The 14,607-nt window shown below is 67.5% G+C and carries 13 protein-coding genes; 3 read left to right on the top strand and 10 right to left on the bottom strand.

Annotated features, from left to right (window positions below; all coding sequences use genetic code 11):
- The first annotated feature begins 13 nt into the window (after positions 1 to 13).
- A complete protein-coding gene (locus tag ACQY4S_RS02330) occupies positions 14 to 1,006 on the top strand; it encodes a lysylphosphatidylglycerol synthase domain-containing protein (protein WP_428483574.1) in 993 nt (330 codons plus the stop codon).
- A gap of 4 nt (positions 1,007 to 1,010) precedes the next feature.
- Here the strand turns inward: ACQY4S_RS02330 and ACQY4S_RS02325 are convergent, their stop codons facing one another.
- On the bottom strand, positions 1,011 to 1,808 hold the full coding sequence (locus tag ACQY4S_RS02325; protein ID WP_428483573.1) for a class I SAM-dependent methyltransferase: 798 nt from the start codon (positions 1,806 to 1,808) through the stop codon (positions 1,011 to 1,013).
- Between the two features lie 272 nt (positions 1,809 to 2,080).
- On the opposite strand from ACQY4S_RS02325, the gene ACQY4S_RS02320 reads away from it, so the two are divergent.
- Together ACQY4S_RS02320 and ACQY4S_RS02315 are read left to right on the top strand one after the other, a co-directional pair.
- Positions 2,081 to 3,214 (top strand): bifunctional 2-C-methyl-D-erythritol 4-phosphate cytidylyltransferase/2-C-methyl-D-erythritol 2,4-cyclodiphosphate synthase, encoded by a 1,134-nt coding sequence (locus ACQY4S_RS02320; protein WP_428483571.1) that lies wholly within the window; start codon positions 2,081 to 2,083, stop codon positions 3,212 to 3,214.
- 21 nt (positions 3,215 to 3,235) lie between these two features.
- Positions 3,236 to 3,550 carry a hypothetical protein gene (locus tag ACQY4S_RS02315; RefSeq protein WP_428483570.1) on the top strand — a complete coding sequence of 105 codons (315 nt, stop codon included), beginning with the start codon at positions 3,236 to 3,238 and terminating at the stop codon, positions 3,548 to 3,550.
- 151 nt (positions 3,551 to 3,701) lie between these two features.
- Here ACQY4S_RS02315 and ACQY4S_RS02310 read toward each other — a convergent pair whose 3' ends face one another.
- From ACQY4S_RS02310 to ACQY4S_RS02270, 9 genes are all read right to left on the bottom strand, one after another.
- Positions 3,702 to 4,238, bottom strand: a complete 537-nt coding sequence (locus tag ACQY4S_RS02310) for an NADH-quinone oxidoreductase subunit B family protein (RefSeq protein ID WP_428483569.1) — start codon at positions 4,236 to 4,238, stop codon at positions 3,702 to 3,704.
- Positions 4,238 to 5,641, bottom strand: coding sequence for a nickel-dependent hydrogenase large subunit (locus ACQY4S_RS02305; RefSeq protein ID WP_428483567.1), 1,404 nt, complete (start codon positions 5,639 to 5,641; stop codon positions 4,238 to 4,240). Before ACQY4S_RS02305 ends, ACQY4S_RS02310 begins: the two co-directional genes overlap by 1 nt.
- A gap of 86 nt (positions 5,642 to 5,727) precedes the next feature.
- Entirely contained in the window at positions 5,728 to 7,437 is a 1,710-nt protein-coding gene (locus ACQY4S_RS02300) for a hypothetical protein (protein WP_428483566.1), read from the bottom strand.
- Entirely contained in the window at positions 7,434 to 8,351 is a 918-nt protein-coding gene (locus tag ACQY4S_RS02295) for an NADH-quinone oxidoreductase subunit H (protein WP_428483565.1), read from the bottom strand. Before ACQY4S_RS02295 ends, ACQY4S_RS02300 begins: the two co-directional genes overlap by 4 nt.
- A complete protein-coding gene (locus ACQY4S_RS02290) occupies positions 8,348 to 10,273 on the bottom strand; it encodes a proton-conducting transporter membrane subunit (protein ID WP_428483564.1) in 1,926 nt (641 codons plus the stop codon). The genes ACQY4S_RS02295 and ACQY4S_RS02290 overlap by 4 nt, the downstream gene beginning before the upstream one ends.
- 180 nt (positions 10,274 to 10,453) lie before the next feature.
- Entirely contained in the window at positions 10,454 to 11,134 is a 681-nt protein-coding gene (locus ACQY4S_RS02285) for a metallophosphoesterase (RefSeq protein ID WP_428483563.1), read from the bottom strand.
- Positions 11,135 to 11,198: 64 nt separating this feature from the next.
- Positions 11,199 to 12,644 carry a cryptochrome/photolyase family protein gene (locus tag ACQY4S_RS02280; protein ID WP_428483562.1) on the bottom strand — a complete coding sequence of 482 codons (1,446 nt, stop codon included), beginning with the start codon at positions 12,642 to 12,644 and terminating at the stop codon, positions 11,199 to 11,201.
- A 231-nt stretch (positions 12,645 to 12,875) separates the two neighbouring features.
- On the bottom strand, positions 12,876 to 13,730 hold the full coding sequence (locus ACQY4S_RS02275) for a crotonase/enoyl-CoA hydratase family protein (protein WP_428483561.1): 855 nt from the start codon (positions 13,728 to 13,730) through the stop codon (positions 12,876 to 12,878).
- Positions 13,731 to 14,074: 344 nt separating this feature from the next.
- Positions 14,075 to 14,305 carry a DUF3072 domain-containing protein gene (locus tag ACQY4S_RS02270; RefSeq protein WP_428483560.1) on the bottom strand — a complete coding sequence of 77 codons (231 nt, stop codon included), beginning with the start codon at positions 14,303 to 14,305 and terminating at the stop codon, positions 14,075 to 14,077.
- Positions 14,306 to 14,607: the final 302 nt, after the last annotated feature.

The raw sequence follows: 14,607 nt of genomic DNA, 5'->3' as shown, positions 1-14,607 counted from the left end.
AGAACCCGGAGCCATGAAACGTCTCTCCTACCTGCTCGCCCTGATCGGGGTAACAGGCGCCCTGCTGCTGGTGTCGTACTATGGCTTTGGCAATGTCGTCTCGTCCGTGAGCCGGATCGGCTGGCCGCAGTTCGGGCTGATCGTCGGCTGGCAGCTTTTTCTGTTCGTCATCCTCGGCACGGCCTGGGACGTGATTACCCCGGCCCGCACGATGCGCCGCCCCTGGGTGCTGGTCTGGGGCCGCATGGTGCGCGACGCCTCGGCCAACTGCCTGCCGTTCTCGCAGGTTGGCGGATTCGTGTTCGGCGCCCGCGCGGTGACCTTGCACGGCGTGGAGTGGCACACCGCCACCGCCTCCACCGTCATCGATGTCACGGCGGAGTTCCTGGCGCAAATCGCGTTCGCCGCCATCGGGCTGGGTATCCTGCTGGCGCGCGCACCCCGCTCCGGACTGGCGGTGCCGGTGGAGGTCGGGATCGGCCTCGCCGTCCTGGCCTGCTTCGCGTTCATCTGGGTACAAAAGGGTGCCGCGCCAGTGTTCGCCCGTATTGGACAGCGTATCGCCGGCAACTGGTTTACCGACGCGCGCGAACGGATGGAGGTGCTGCAGGCGGAACTCGCGTTGATCTACGGTCATACCGGAAAGTTGGCGGTTTGCTTTTTTGTGCATCTGATCGGCTGGATCGGCACCGGTGGCGCCGGCTGGATCGGCTATCACGCGCTGGGGGTGCCGCTTGACTTCGATGACGCCCTGGCGATCGAGGCGCTGCTGGCCGCCGCCGCCGCCGTCGCCTTCCTGGTGCCGGTGAACGCCGGCGTGCAGGAAGCCGGCTATGCTGGTCTGGGCGCGATCTTCGGCGTGCCGCCGGAGCTGTCGCTAGGCGTTTCCCTGGTCCGGCGCGCGCGCGACATTGTCGTGGGTGTGCCGATCCTGCTGTTTTGGCAATTTATCGAGATGCGGCGGTTGCGGGTGCGCAAGGTGCGATACCAGGCGCCGGGACCGTAGGCCGTCAGGCGTCTCCGGCGGCGGCGTCCCCGTTGCTTGGATCATCGTCCCGGGGCCAAGCCGCCACGACCCAGTTCGACCAGCCTGACATCGACCAGTAGCCGGCAAGGCGAGCAAACGCATCGCCATTGGCGAGGCCGCGGGCGAGCATCTCCTCGCCAGGCAGACCGAGGTCGACCGTGCCTGATCCAATGATCCGAAAGCCTGACCGGGTCAGCGGCCCGAGCACTTCGTCTGGCGGGATCATGCGAAGATGCGTCGCGTCGTCGAAGAAATTCGTGATCATGATGTCGATATCGTGCCGCAGAAAGGCCTCGCGGCGCGGTTGACGGGCGGCATTCTCGTTTGGCCATTCAATATAGACCCGGCCGCCGGGGCGAATGCGGGACGCGATCCAGGTGATCATGCGGGCCGGATCACCCAGATGCTCGATGACATGGCTGAGCATGAATGCGTCGAACGTCACATCGGGAAAATCCGGCAGGGCCGCGTCCAGGTTCACGCACTCCCACCGGCGATACAGATGGGCGTCCGTGCCACGGGCGCGGTCGACGCCGTAGAAGACGATGTCGTCGCGGAACGGCTGCAGCCATCGCTTCCATCGCGCGAGGCCGCCGGAGCCAGCGCCGATGTCCAGCAGCGCGGCATCGGCGGGAACGGTCTTGACGAAATGAAAGCGCGGATGCAGCCGCCAATAGGCTTCCAGCAGGTCAGTGTCGGAACAGGACAGGCGGGGACGCAGCGCGCCGATGCGCCGTAGCATGGTCTGCAACGTGCTATCAGGTGGCGGCGGCAGGATCATGGGCCAATCCTTGGGTTTGGGCGTCTCACGGCTGTCGGCATGGGCGGGTCTGATTGTATTGAACCCGTTATTACGCCGGGATGGCAAGCGTTTCGGCGGCTTACCCTTCGCTGTGCCGCGATTTCCTGAGATCGCGCCGCCGTCAGGGCGACGCGGCGCCAAAATCAGCGAGCACCTGGATCAGCAACATAGCGCATTGCGAGGGCGCAACCCGCAAGAGCTGGACAAGTGGTCATTGACGAGCGCCGCCTGGGGCGGCATTGCTCCGTGCCATGCAGCTTGCCGCCATCCTCGTCGCCGCCGGGTCCGGAAGCCGTTTCGGCGCGGCGACGCCAAAGCAGTTTCTGCCGCTTGCCGGCAAGCCCGTCATCCGTCATGCGGCCGAGGCGTTGGCCGCGCATGTATCCGTGCTGCAGCCGGTTGGGGATGCCGCCGCCATCGATGCGGTCCTGGCGGGTCTCGCCGGGTGCCAGGCGAGCGTGGCTGGGGGAGAGACGCGTCAGGACAGCGTCCGTGCCGGGCTGGAAGCGCTCGCGCCGCATGGACCGGATATTGTTCTGGTGCACGATGCGGCACGTCCGGTCATCCCGGCCGGAACAATTCCCACCCTGCTCGCGGCCCTGGCGGAATCGCCGGGCGCCATTCCGGGTGCCCCGGTGGCCGACACGTTGAAGCGGGTCGAGCGTGGGGTGATCACCGGCACGATACCTCGGACGGGTCTGTTCCGCGCGCAGACGCCGCAGGCGTTCCGCTTTAGCGCCTTGCTCGCCGCGCATCGCGCCGGGCTGGTTGGGGCGACCGACGATGCGTCCCTGCTGGAAGCCGCCGGCCAGACGGTGGAAGTGGTCCCCGGTTCAGATGACAACATCAAGCTGACTTATCCCGAGGATTTCCCGCGGTTGGAGCGCATCATGGCGGCGTCCTTGGTTCCCCGGGTCGGCACCGGCTTCGATGTGCACGTGCTGGAGGCTGGGCGGCCGCTGTTGCTGTGCGGTGTGCGGGTGCCGCATGAGAAGGGGCTGGCTGGCCACTCCGACGCCGATGTTGGCATCCATGCGTTGTGCGATGCGATCTACGGCGCGCTGGCCGAGGGCGATATTGGCCGACATTTCCCGCCCGCCGAGGCGGCCTGGAAGGATGCCGACAGCGCACGGTTCCTAATCCATGCCGCTGAACGAGTCGCCGCGCGCGGCGGACGGCTGGTGAATGCGGATGTGACGCTGATCTGCGAACGGCCGAGGATAACCCCGCACGCTCCGCTGATGATCCGGCGGATCGCATCCCTGCTGGGTGTCGACGCCGGCCGCGTCTCGGTGAAGGCCACGACCACCGAGAGGTTGGGCTTTACCGGCCGCGGCGAAGGCATCGCCGCGCAGGCGGTGGTCTCGGTCCTGGTGCCTGAATGAGGTGGCGGGGACGATGAAAGCATGAGCTGCAGGCTGATCCTGGCGACGCTGCTGGCTGTCGGCCTGTTGGCCGGCTGCGCGACTAGCCCGGCGCCCGAGGCCACCAATCCCTATCCGCCGGTGCCCGCCTTAATCCCGGAGACGATGCCGAAGCCGCCGGTCACCGCTGATCCCTTGTTATGGCAGCCCGGACATTGGGATTGGACCGGCAGCGGCTACACCTGGGCGGGGGGACAATGGGTTCCCGCGCAGGGACACGGCAACTTGTGGATGCCCGGGTGGTGGTCCCTCACGTCGGACCGTTGGGTCTGGCAGCCGCCGCACTGGACGTCGTGATGGCGCGGCAGGTGGTAGCTGGACCAGTGGCCGGCCCCGGTCGGCCAGTGCAGGTTTCGGAAGGCTTGCCCTGATCGGTTAAGCCAGCGCTTCTGAAGAAACTTTGCCAATGATACTCCCGACGGAGGCTGGTATCGGTTCAGGCTCAGCTTCATCCTTTCCGCGCTGCATTGGCCTCCAGCAACGACCTAAGCCCGGCCAGGATGCGCGCCGGCGACGGTGGACAGCCGCCGATGGTCAGATCGACCGGGACCGCCAGCCCCGCGCCACCCAGAACCGCATAACTTCCCTTGAAGACTCCGCCGTCCACAGCACAATCACCCACGGCGACAATCCATTTCGGATCGGGCGCCGCAAGTCGCGCCTGCTCCAGCGTCGCCCGCAGCGTGCGGGTCAGCGGCCCGGTCACCAGCAATACATCGGCATGCCGCGGGCTGTCCACGAAGCGCAGTCCGAACCGTTCCAGTTCGTACACCACGTTGGTCAGCGCACGCAGCTCAAGCTCGCAGCCGTTGCAGCTTCCGGTATTCACATGCCGGATCGCCAGGCTGCGCCCCAGGCGGACCTGAGCGGCGGCGTCCAACCGGGTCGAGAGCGAGGCGATCGTTTCCGCATCGGCGGCGGCCGGTGGCTCGGCCTTCGCACCAGCCCTGAAGTTCGTTCCCGGCAATCCAAACCGCGTGACCATCACAGATCCATCCCCGACACCGGCAAGGCGAACGAGGCGCGGATCAGATCCGCATCGTCCGCCAGCCCATGTTGCAGCACCTGCTCCGCCAGCGGCCACAGCGCCCAGCCGGGGTCGCGCGGAAAGAACCCTGCGATCTGGCCGTGATCCAGCCGCAGCCAGTGCCAGATGTCGCCGCGAACCGATTCGGCGCAGCCGATGCCCTCGCCGCTGGCCTGCGGCAGAGCGACCGTCAATGGGCCAGGCGGCAACTGATCCAACGCGGCACTGATCAGCCGCAGGCTTTCGTCGATCTCGCTGATCCGCAGGTGCTGGCGCGCGGCGGCATCACCGTCCTGCCGCACCACGCCGCGCGGCGCCAGGCTGTGGTAGCCGCCGGTCATCGCGCGGGCATCGAACCGCCGGCCAGAGGCGCGTCCGACAACGCCGCCGGCACCCAGGGCGGTGACACGCATATGTCCGGCCCGTCCAACACCGGTCAGACGGGCGGATAGGGCGGTGCCATGATGCAGGTGGCGAACCGCCGCAAGCTGCGACGAGATGTCGCCCAGGACGCGCAGGATTACCTGCGGACCGCCCTCCGCGATATCCATCGCAAGTCCACCCGGCACGACGCAGTCCATCATCAGGCGATGACCGAAGGCACTGGCGGAGGTCTGCAGCAGGCGTTCGCGCAGATAGCCGCACCGCGTCCGCACCGGCTGGCACGCCGCCAGACGAGCGACCTCTGTCAGGTTGTCGAGATGGCCGGCGATGCGCTCGATTTCCAGCATGACAATGCGCAGCGCAACCGCGCGGGGCGGCGCGGCGACCTCCAGCGCGGCTTCGGTGGCCGCGGCGAAGGCGACCGCGTGCGCCACGGTGCAATCGCCTGACAGTCGTGCGGCGAAGCGGGCGGCGGTCCGGGGCGGCTTGCCGCGCACCAGCGTCAGCGTGCCCTTGTGGCTGAACCCCAGCCGGCTCTCGGCGGCGACGACAGCTTTTCCGCTCAGGGTCAGGCGGAGTTGCGCCGCCTCCTCGATGCGGCCCCAGATCGGTCCAAGCGGAAGCTGCATGAGGGGATCATGGCCAGATAACGGCGGATCGGGAGGATCGTAAGGCGGATGTGGCGGATCCGGGCGCACCGCCAGGGGACTCGACAGCGGCCAAGTTGCGTGATCCAGCCAGGGACGTTGGTCACGCCCGCCCTCGGCGATGCGGCCCCAGAGGTCATGGATCATCCGTTCAAACCAGGCGGCGTGCGGGATGCTGGGCGAAAGGGCGGGGTAGCGGCCGGCCTCGACCGGCGTCGAGACGGGAAGCGCTGTCAGCGTGGCCTCGTCTAGCAGCAGGGCATGCACCTGGATCGTGTCCGCCCAGAGCGCGAGCAGGACCAGGCTGTCGCTTGTCAAGGCAGCAGCCATCGCTGCCCATTCCGCCGGTGGAAGGATGTGCCGAACCCAAGGGTGGCAGACCGCGGTCTCGGCCGCGCTGATGATCCGGCGAGCAGTCATGGTATGCCGGCGATCGCGGTGTGCAGCCATCGGACCAGCGGGTCGGGCGCGAAAAAACCGAACAGCAAGGCCAGCGCGAGCGGCACCCAGGCGGGCGACAGCGCGGTGGCGCGGGTCCATGACGGAACGCCGGGCGGACGGCTGGCGGTGATCGTGGCGGCCAGACCCAGCCCGATGGGCAGCAGAAGCCGCGGCGCGTGGCTGCCGATCGCCAGCAGGATGAGGACCAACCCGGGAAACACGCCGAACGGCGGAATCCCGCCAAGACCGGCGATGGCGACGGACGTGGCCGGCTCGTCGTATGTTCCGGCGGCGATCCGGGTGGCCGCGCGGGTCAGGATCAGCAGGATCAGCAGGACCAGCACGGCAAACCGAGCCTGCGGCAGATCGACACCCAGGGTCATGCCGGCGATGCTGACCTGGGCAAGCTGCAGCAAGGTCACGCGGTGCCGTCCGCTCCGCTCCGTCAACAGGACCGAGCAGAGCAGCAGTGCCACGACCGCGACGCTGATCAGGATGCCACCGGCGATGGGCGGCAGATGGGTCTGTGTCGCCAGCCGCAGGATCAGGATGACAATCACCACGCCAAGGTCGGGAACGACCGCCGCGACGCAGGCATAGCCGACGAACAGCGCCGTGCAGGACACGGAAACCAGGCCGGCCGGGACTGTCAGCAGGCCAAACAGCGCCAGGCCGGCGCCGCAGGATGCCAGCAGCATCGCATCCCAACGGCGGCGGACAGTCGGAAAAATCGCCGCCGCTATTGCCACGACGATACATAGCCACGCAACCACCGGCTGCGGCGAGCCAACCGCCAGCAGCATGAACCCGAGTTTCCACAGCGCAGCGGCGCGGTTGACCACTGTCTGGCCGCGGCGCTTCCGCTCGGCCCAAGCCTCGGCGACGCCCCAGGTTCCGATCAGCGGCGCGAAGACCGCGCCCAACGGATTGAGCGGGATGATAAGGCTGGCGGTGAACAGCCCAAGCGATACGGCGAGGTGAACCCATCCGAGCCGTTTTCTGATCCAGCCGCGAACGGCTGCGTCGCGATGAACGATATCGCCCAATGCCAGTCCCAGGGCGAACGGCAAGGGCAGGATGAAGCAGGCCAGTGCCGGAAGTGGGGCACGCACTGTCAGGCACACGGCGAGCGTCAGGCCGTTCTGCAGGCAGACCAGCGCCGTCAGCCGCATTAGACGATGTCGCCTGGTGGCCGCGAGCAGGATCGACAGCAGCACGACCGCCAGCGGCAGGGCGAGCGGGCCGCAGGACTGGCACAGCATGGCCAGCGCGGTGCCAATCAGGATGCCGGATTTCGCGCCCCCGACTGGCGGCGCGACGGCCTGGTTTTCGGGTGGATAAACAGCCCATTCCGCTGCGCCTCCGCCGGTTCTTTCCGCCGCGACGATGGCGGCGGGCCACGGGTCAGGCACCTCGGCCGCAAGGTGCGCGCTGATGCCGCCGCGATGTCTTTCATTCGAAGCGTGAGCCGCCGACACGCTGCGGCGGAGAAACCACGACGCGCCGACCACATCGACCACCACCGCCGCCGCCACCAGCGCCTGGTGCTGCGCCAGTGCCGCGGCGGCGACAGCGGCGGACTGGACAACCAACAGGATCGTCGCGGCACCCACCTGCCGCGTGCCGAGCAGGGCAAAGCACATCACCAGCGCCAGCCCGCCGCCGCCCTGAGCGATCGCGGTCACGCCGTCCCCGCGCTGACCAGTACGATGATGATGGCCAGCAATGCCAGCACTGCCGCGATCCCCGCCAGATCCGCCAAGTCGCGCCGCGCGACCTGACCCAGCAGGGTGCGGATGCTGGACAGGCAAAGAACGGCGAGGGCGAGCTTCACGGCCCAGCAGACTAGCCCGACTGCCCACTCGCGCGGACCGCCCGTGGTTCCAGCCATCCCGATCGGCAGAAACAGGCCGCCGATCAGGTCGATCCAGATCACCCGCCGCAGCCATATACTGAACCGCGAGACCGCCAGGTTGATCCCGCTGATATCCAGCTCCAGGTCGTCCGCCGCATCGCTGGCATCGGCGAACACCAGTGCCAACAGGCAGGCCAGGGCGACCGCTGAGGCGGCGGCGGGCAGCAGCAGGCCCTCGCGCTGCTGACCGATGATCAAATCCAGGTTGAAGCCGTCGCCCATCAACGCCAGGCCGAAGACGAACAGCAGCAGCGCCGGCTCGGTCAGGGTCGCCAGCGCCCCGGCGTGCTGCGCCGCCATTCCGGATGCGGCCGAACCGGTGTCGAGGGCGCCGAGGCAGCGGGCGACGCGGGCGAGGCTCAGCAGGGCCGCGATGACCAGGCCGTCGGCCAATGGCGCCAAGGTCATTCCCAGGGTGAAGGATGGGATTAGCGCCGCGGCGCAAACCGTGGCACCCAGGTTGACGGACGGCGCCCAGGACAATACCGGCGACGCGCTCTCCGGAATTGCCATGGTCTTGCGCGACAGCCGAACCAGATCCCGCCACGGCAGCAGGACCGGTGGCCCGGAGCGGCCAGCGAAACGTGCGTCGAGCCAGCCCATGACGCCTGCGACAAACGGCGCCGCCAGCAGCACCAGCACGAGATGGACAATCTGGGCGAACAGCGAAACAACGATGCTCATGCCCCTGGCAATCTCCAAGGCAACTCCGAAGGCACCCGCCATGGGCCGCTGGCGTCGAGCAGCGACAGCACCAGGAGCAGGACGCCGAAAGCCAGCAGGATGGCCCATAAGCCAAGGCCCTTGACGGCCATCACCGCGCGCGACAGGCGGGGCGGCGGCAGGAACGACATCGGCGGCAGTTGCGGCCATATGTTCGGCACCGTTGGCAGAAAGCCGGTGCCGACGGACTGCGCCACGGGATCGCCGAAGGGCAGGGTGGGGGAGGGCGCGATGCCATCACTCCAGACCGCGGCGATCCGCGTCTGCTTGCGAAATCGGCGGACGATCAGGATGACCACGCCCGTCGCCAGCCCCAGCATGGCAAGCACTGGCAGCGGCGCATAGCCGGGGGACTCGGCCGAGGCGGACAGCGTCAGCAGCCCGGCGCGGGCGCCCAGGCCGGTACCGGTCAGGGTGCGGATCATCGGATCCGCCAGCAACCTCAGCGCCAGGCCCGGCAGGACGCCGATCAGAAGCGAGACCGCGCTCAGTGTCAGCAGGATCGGGCGCAGGCTGAATCCGACATCCTTGGCTGCCGATCCACGCACGCTGCGCGGCCGGCTGAGCACGACAATGCCGACAAGCCGTACCGCGGCCGCCGTGGCAAGCGCGGCCGACAGCGCCACGGCGGCGGCGGTCAGCGCCAGGGGAAGCTGGCAGATCAGGCCGCCGGTGCGCGGCGCCGCCAGGATGGACTGCAACAGCAGCCACAGGCTGGCGAAGCCGGCCGCCAGGGGCAGCGCCGACTGGGCCAGCAGTGCCGAAGCCAGCGCGGCGGAGGCGATCGGCATGGTCTGGACCAGACCGCCCAGGCGCGCCAGCCGGACCGTCGCCGCGCCGGCTTCCAGGGCATGCGCGGCCAGCACGGCCAAGGTACCCGCCGCAGCATTGCCGAGCGTCAGCAGCAGGACCGCCGCCAGCCCGAAGGATGCGGCATCCGGCAGGTCGCTGGCGCGGGCGATCTGGGTCAGGCCCAGGCCGACAACCGCGAGCCCCATCTGGCGCCGGGTCAGGCAGCCGACCGAACCGTTCAGGTCCGGCTGCCGAACCGCCTGCCAGCCATACGCGACCGACATCGCGCCACCGGCCAGCAGCAGCACGAACCCCCACCACGGCTGCGCCGCCGAACCCGGCAGATCGAGTGCCAGACGGATCAGCAGGTAGATCGCGCAAGGCATGACGGCGCCGGCCATCAGCGCCTCCAGCGCCCAGTGATGAGGCACACGCCGGTGCGTGAGCAGGCCCAGGCTCGCCGCCAGCGCCAGCGCGGCCGCGGCAGTCGCCTTGCCCGGTTCGATCGGTGCCGCGCGTATTGCGTCGAAGCGCGGCGCAAAGCCGGCCGGCGCCAGCAGACAAACTGCGGCCAGCAGCAAGAACACGGCGGCCAACGGGGCGATGGCCAAGGCTGGGCCCCCCGGTGGGGCCAACCGGACAGGCCCGGTCTTGCTCTCCATGCGCCACAGGCCGGCCCCGGCGAGACTGAGGCCGATAGACAGGGTAACAGCGTCCGACGCCAGCACGGCCAGCGACAGGCCCGCCAGGCAAAGCAGGATGGCCTGGGTCAGCTTTGTTGCGGCAACGGCATCTCCGGCCTCGGCGAAAGCCGCCACGGCGGTGCCGCAGGCGAATATGATCAGCAGGAAGAAGACCGAGACCGGGTCGAGAGTGAGATGCAGCGACAGACCCGGCGGACCGACCGGAAGCGTCAACATGGTCGCCGCCGCACGCGACAGCAGCGGTGGCAGGCAGAGCAGCATGCCAAGACCGCTCAGGCCAGTGGCGGCAAGGCCGGCGACCGGGTTCGGCACCACAGCCGTCAGGATGCAGAGCACCAGCAACGCGGCGGCATCGATGATCATGAACATGAGAATCGGATCGGTCACCGGCAACAGCGTAGCACCGGCTGCGGGAGGCGGAAGGTCCCAGTTAATCAGAGCTTGCGGCCGCCATGACAGCCCTAGGCCGAGATAAACCGCTGGTTGCATTGGCTCATGGATGCTGCAAAGCCGGCCAATTGCATCTGATCATGCCGGCCACCACATCGGCCATTTACCACCGGGCGGTCAGGGCAGGTCGATCCAGGACAGATGCCCGCCCTTGCCGGCGCCGGTGTCCAGAAAAATCGCCGTGCCGCCGAGCGTGCCGTGCCGGACGTAGGGCCGCCCATCGTTGCTGCGCCGGTCGTGACCACAGTAGACTGTCACGCCGGCGGGAATCCGGTCGACCCAGCGCAGGCTGCGCTCCGGGTAGCCGTCCGATTGCATCCGCCCTGTCGGCTCGCCGTACAGGGCCCGCGCCAGCGGGCCATGCGGCCGATCGAGCCCATGTGGCGGCGACGGCAGATCAAGCATCGCGGTATGAAACCCGCCGTGAACGAAGATCGCCGATTGATGCCGCAGCCAGACGGGGGCCTCGGCGATCAGCCGGCGCGCCCGGTCCTTCAGGCCGTCGTCGAGCTGGTTGATCGTTGCCTGCACCACCGGCTCTACCCGAACGCCCTCGCCGGCCAGTGCCCGCGCCAGCTTCAGGTCGTGGTTGCCCAACAGAAAAAGCCCAAGTTCCTGCTCGACCCGGTCGAACATCATCCGCAGGGTGCTGGCACTGTCCGGGCCATGATCCACCAGGTCGCCAAGCTGAACTACATAGCGATCTGTCGCCAGCGCGTAGCGGAAGGCGGCGGCATCGCCGTGGACATCGCCCACGACGCGGATCTTGACACCGGCAGGGATGATGAAGCGTGTCATGAATTCTTCAAGAAGATAGGGCGGCGGTCAGGCAACAGCCAGGCAACTGGTTGCGACCAGATGATCAAGCCGCCGAACGGATTCCCGCATAAGCCTGCAAGGCGCGCGCCCGGCCGGCCGCCAAGTCGATGATCGGCAACGGATAGGTGGTTCCCAACACGACCCCGGCCTGCGCCAGAACCGCGGGCGGTGCCTCCCACGGCGCATGGATATGCCGGGTGTCAAGGCCACGGAGCTCCGGCACGAAGCGACGGACATAATCCCCGTCGGCGTCGAATTTGCGACCCTGCAGCACCGGGTTGAAGATGCGGAAATAGGGTGCCGCATCAGCGCCGGAGCCGGCGACCCATTGCCAGCTCGCGGCGTTGCTGGCCAGGTCGGCGTCCACCAGCGTGTCCCAGAACCACGCCTGGCCGGTCTGCCACGCGATCATCAGGTGCTTGATTAGAAAGCTGGCGACGATCATCCGCACGCGGTTGTGCATCCAGCCGGTCTGCCAGATCTGGCGCATCCCGGCGTCGATGATCGGCAGCCCGGTCTGGCCACGCTGCCAGGCACGCAGGGCGGCCGGATCGTCGCGCCAGGGCATCGCCGCGAACTTCGGGCGCAGCGGGTCTTCGGGCAATGTCGGGTGCTGCCACAGCAGATGAATAGAGAATTCCCGCCACAACAGCTCACGGATGAAGGTGTCACGGCCGTTGCCGGCGGCGTGGCGGTACGCCGCGTGCCATAGGCTGGCCGGCGAGATCTCGCCAAAATGCAGATGCGGCGACAGCATCGAGGTACCAACCTCGCCGGGCTGGTTGCGGCGGCCGGCATATCCGGTCAGGCCGCGCTGCAGGAAATCACCGACACGATCGGCGGCACCGGCCTCGCCCGCGGTCCAGGTCTCGCGCAGACCGCCGGCCCAATCCGGCCGGGTCGGCAGCAGGCGCCAGTTGTCGAGGCTGTCCGAAGCCATGTACGGTTGAGTGAGATCGGCCCCCGGAATGACGGACGGTGCGGGCAGCGGCGGCTTGGGGCCGCCCAGCGCCAGACAGGCCTTGGAAAATGGCGTGTAGACATTGTACGCGCCGCCGGTCCGGGTGCGGACCGAGTCCGGATGGAACAGCATGGTGGTGCGCATCCGGTGGAGCCGGACCGACTGCTGCCCCAGGGCATCCGCCACCATCCGGTCCAGGCGGCGCGCCCAGGGTTCATACGAGCCGCCGGTAAAAACTTCCCGCGCGCCGGCCCGCCGCGCAAGCTCAGTGATGATCGCGACGCTGTCGCCGCGGCGCAACACCAGGCCGGTGCCACGTTCTGCCAATGACGTTCGCAGGGAAGCCAGACTGTGGTGCAGCCACCAGCGGGATGCACCACCTGGCGCCCAGGGGCCGGCGGCCGCGTCATCCAGGATGAACACGGGCAGCACCGGGCAGCCGGTTTCCATCGCGGCGTGCAGGGCGGCCTGGTCCGTTACGCGCAAATCGTTGCGAAACCAGAGAATAGCGGGAGGTGATATTGTCATGACTTGAAGGTAGGCACGGTTCCGTCGCCGTCCATGCGACCGCCGCTCTCCCAGGGTTCATAACTCTGGCTATGTTCTCCCGTCATGGCCGGCCTGACCGGGGACCCCGCATCGATCCTGTCATGTCCGGAGCAGGCCGGTCATGAACAGGATGGTTACCCTGATGCCGATGCGGCTCGCCCCTGACCGGCATGAACCGGGCGCACAGGCCCGCCGTTCTCCGGCCGGTCATCAATCCGGGTCAGGCCCATGCACCGACGCGTAGCCGCTGCCGAAAGCCGCGTCGCGCTGCTGGAATGCGTGCTTCACCCCGTGCTCGCGCATCGTCTCCCGGAACGCCCGCGCCTTTGGGGCCAGATGCCCCCTCGCGTCGATTTCGGCGCCGATGCGCTGGATCGTGCGGGCGCCCATCAGTTCCAGTCCCAGGTTGACGATCCGCTTGTTGGCCGACAGCAGGTGCGGATCGACCAGGCCCATTCGGTCGGCCAGACGCATCACCTCGGTCGCGAGCTGATCCGCCGGGTAGGACTTCAGTGCCAGCCCGATGTCCACGGCATCCTTGCCGGTCAGGCTGTCACCGGTCAGCAGCAGCCGCTTTGCCCATTGTGGGCCACAATGATACAGCCACATCGAGCCAGGCGGCGTGCCCAGGTCTCGCACCGGCGGAAAGCCGATCCGCGCGTCGTCGGCGACGATCACCAGGTCGCAGAACCAGGCGAGTTCGGTGCCGATGCCGATGCAGGTGCCGTGCACCTGGGCAATGACCGGCTTGTGCATGTCGAAGATCTGCACTCGCATTCGCTGGCCTTGCTCCAGCCGCCAGATGTCGTCGTCGATTTCCGCGCGAGCGCGATAGTCGGGACCGCGGCCGCCGGCGTACTCGTTCAGGTCGGCGCCGGCGCAGAAATGCGGGCCGGCGCCGCGCAACACGACGCAATGCACGGCGTTGTGTTCGTCCGCCTCCAGCAGAGCCGCGTGCAGTTCGCGCAGCAGCTTGGCGTTCAGCGCGTTGCGCCGTTCCGGGCGGTTCAGCGTCAGGATCGCAGTCGTGCCGCGGATCTCATAGGTGATCTGTTCAAATTCCATTGTTTTCCCCTTGAATTCAAGCTTGATCCCGGACGTCGATCCCTGTGCAGTCCAAACGCGCCGCTACAAGGCGATATCAACCGACACCCGCGGCTTAATTGGCGCTGTCTTCAAGACAAAGCGCCGCCGTATGACTGGATACCAGTCTTGCGGGACCATGGCCTAGCCGAGGCCCCTGGGGAAAAATCTGCGAATGCGTTACGCACCTCTGGCTTAACCATGTTCGATCGCCAACAGGTTGGATCAACCTGCTATCTGGCGTTCATAACTACGGCCGAGCACTCGCTTTGGGGCAGCCGCGCCGGTCGCCGAGTTGCCCTGATGCACCGGAAGGTCCAGACCAATCAGTGGGTTCGGCCGCGCCCTGTTCTGGCCTGCAATGCATCGATGCGCTTGGATGCCTCGGCCTTGGTCAGCGACCCATCGAAAGGCTCGTTCGCCTCTTCGCACAGGGTCTTGAGGTAGGAAGCCTGGGCGCCTGTCATCGTCTCGTCGCCGGTTGTCCAGTTGTCCGGCTGCTTGACGGTGTTGGAGGGCACGTCGTCGTCAGGAGGATTTTTCGGGTTCGTGTTCATCCCGCATGAACGTGCGAGGACACGATATGTTCCCGCCCGCTCCAAAAAAAATATCACGCCATCAGCCTGGCTCCTGAACCGCCTGCCCATGCTCGAGACAGGCAAGATCGATATCCTTGCCCGCAACGCGACCTGGACCTCCCTCTCGCGAGCCTCGCTTGGCTTGGCCTGCACAATTTACGATGGCCTGGGTTCCGTTGCTCGTCAGCTCCCTTATTTCCATGAAAATCCCGTAACGGCGGCAGTTGCGCAATAGTCGCGCCGCCGGTTATGCTTTCGTTCAGGCCAGCTAGGAAGCAATC

Source organism: Rhodopila sp., from assembly GCF_965276935.1.
Lineage (GTDB): Bacteria > Pseudomonadota > Alphaproteobacteria > Acetobacterales > Acetobacteraceae > Rhodopila.
The sequence above is the reverse complement of the archived record's forward strand: the minus strand, read 5'-3'. Positions and strand labels throughout refer to the sequence as shown.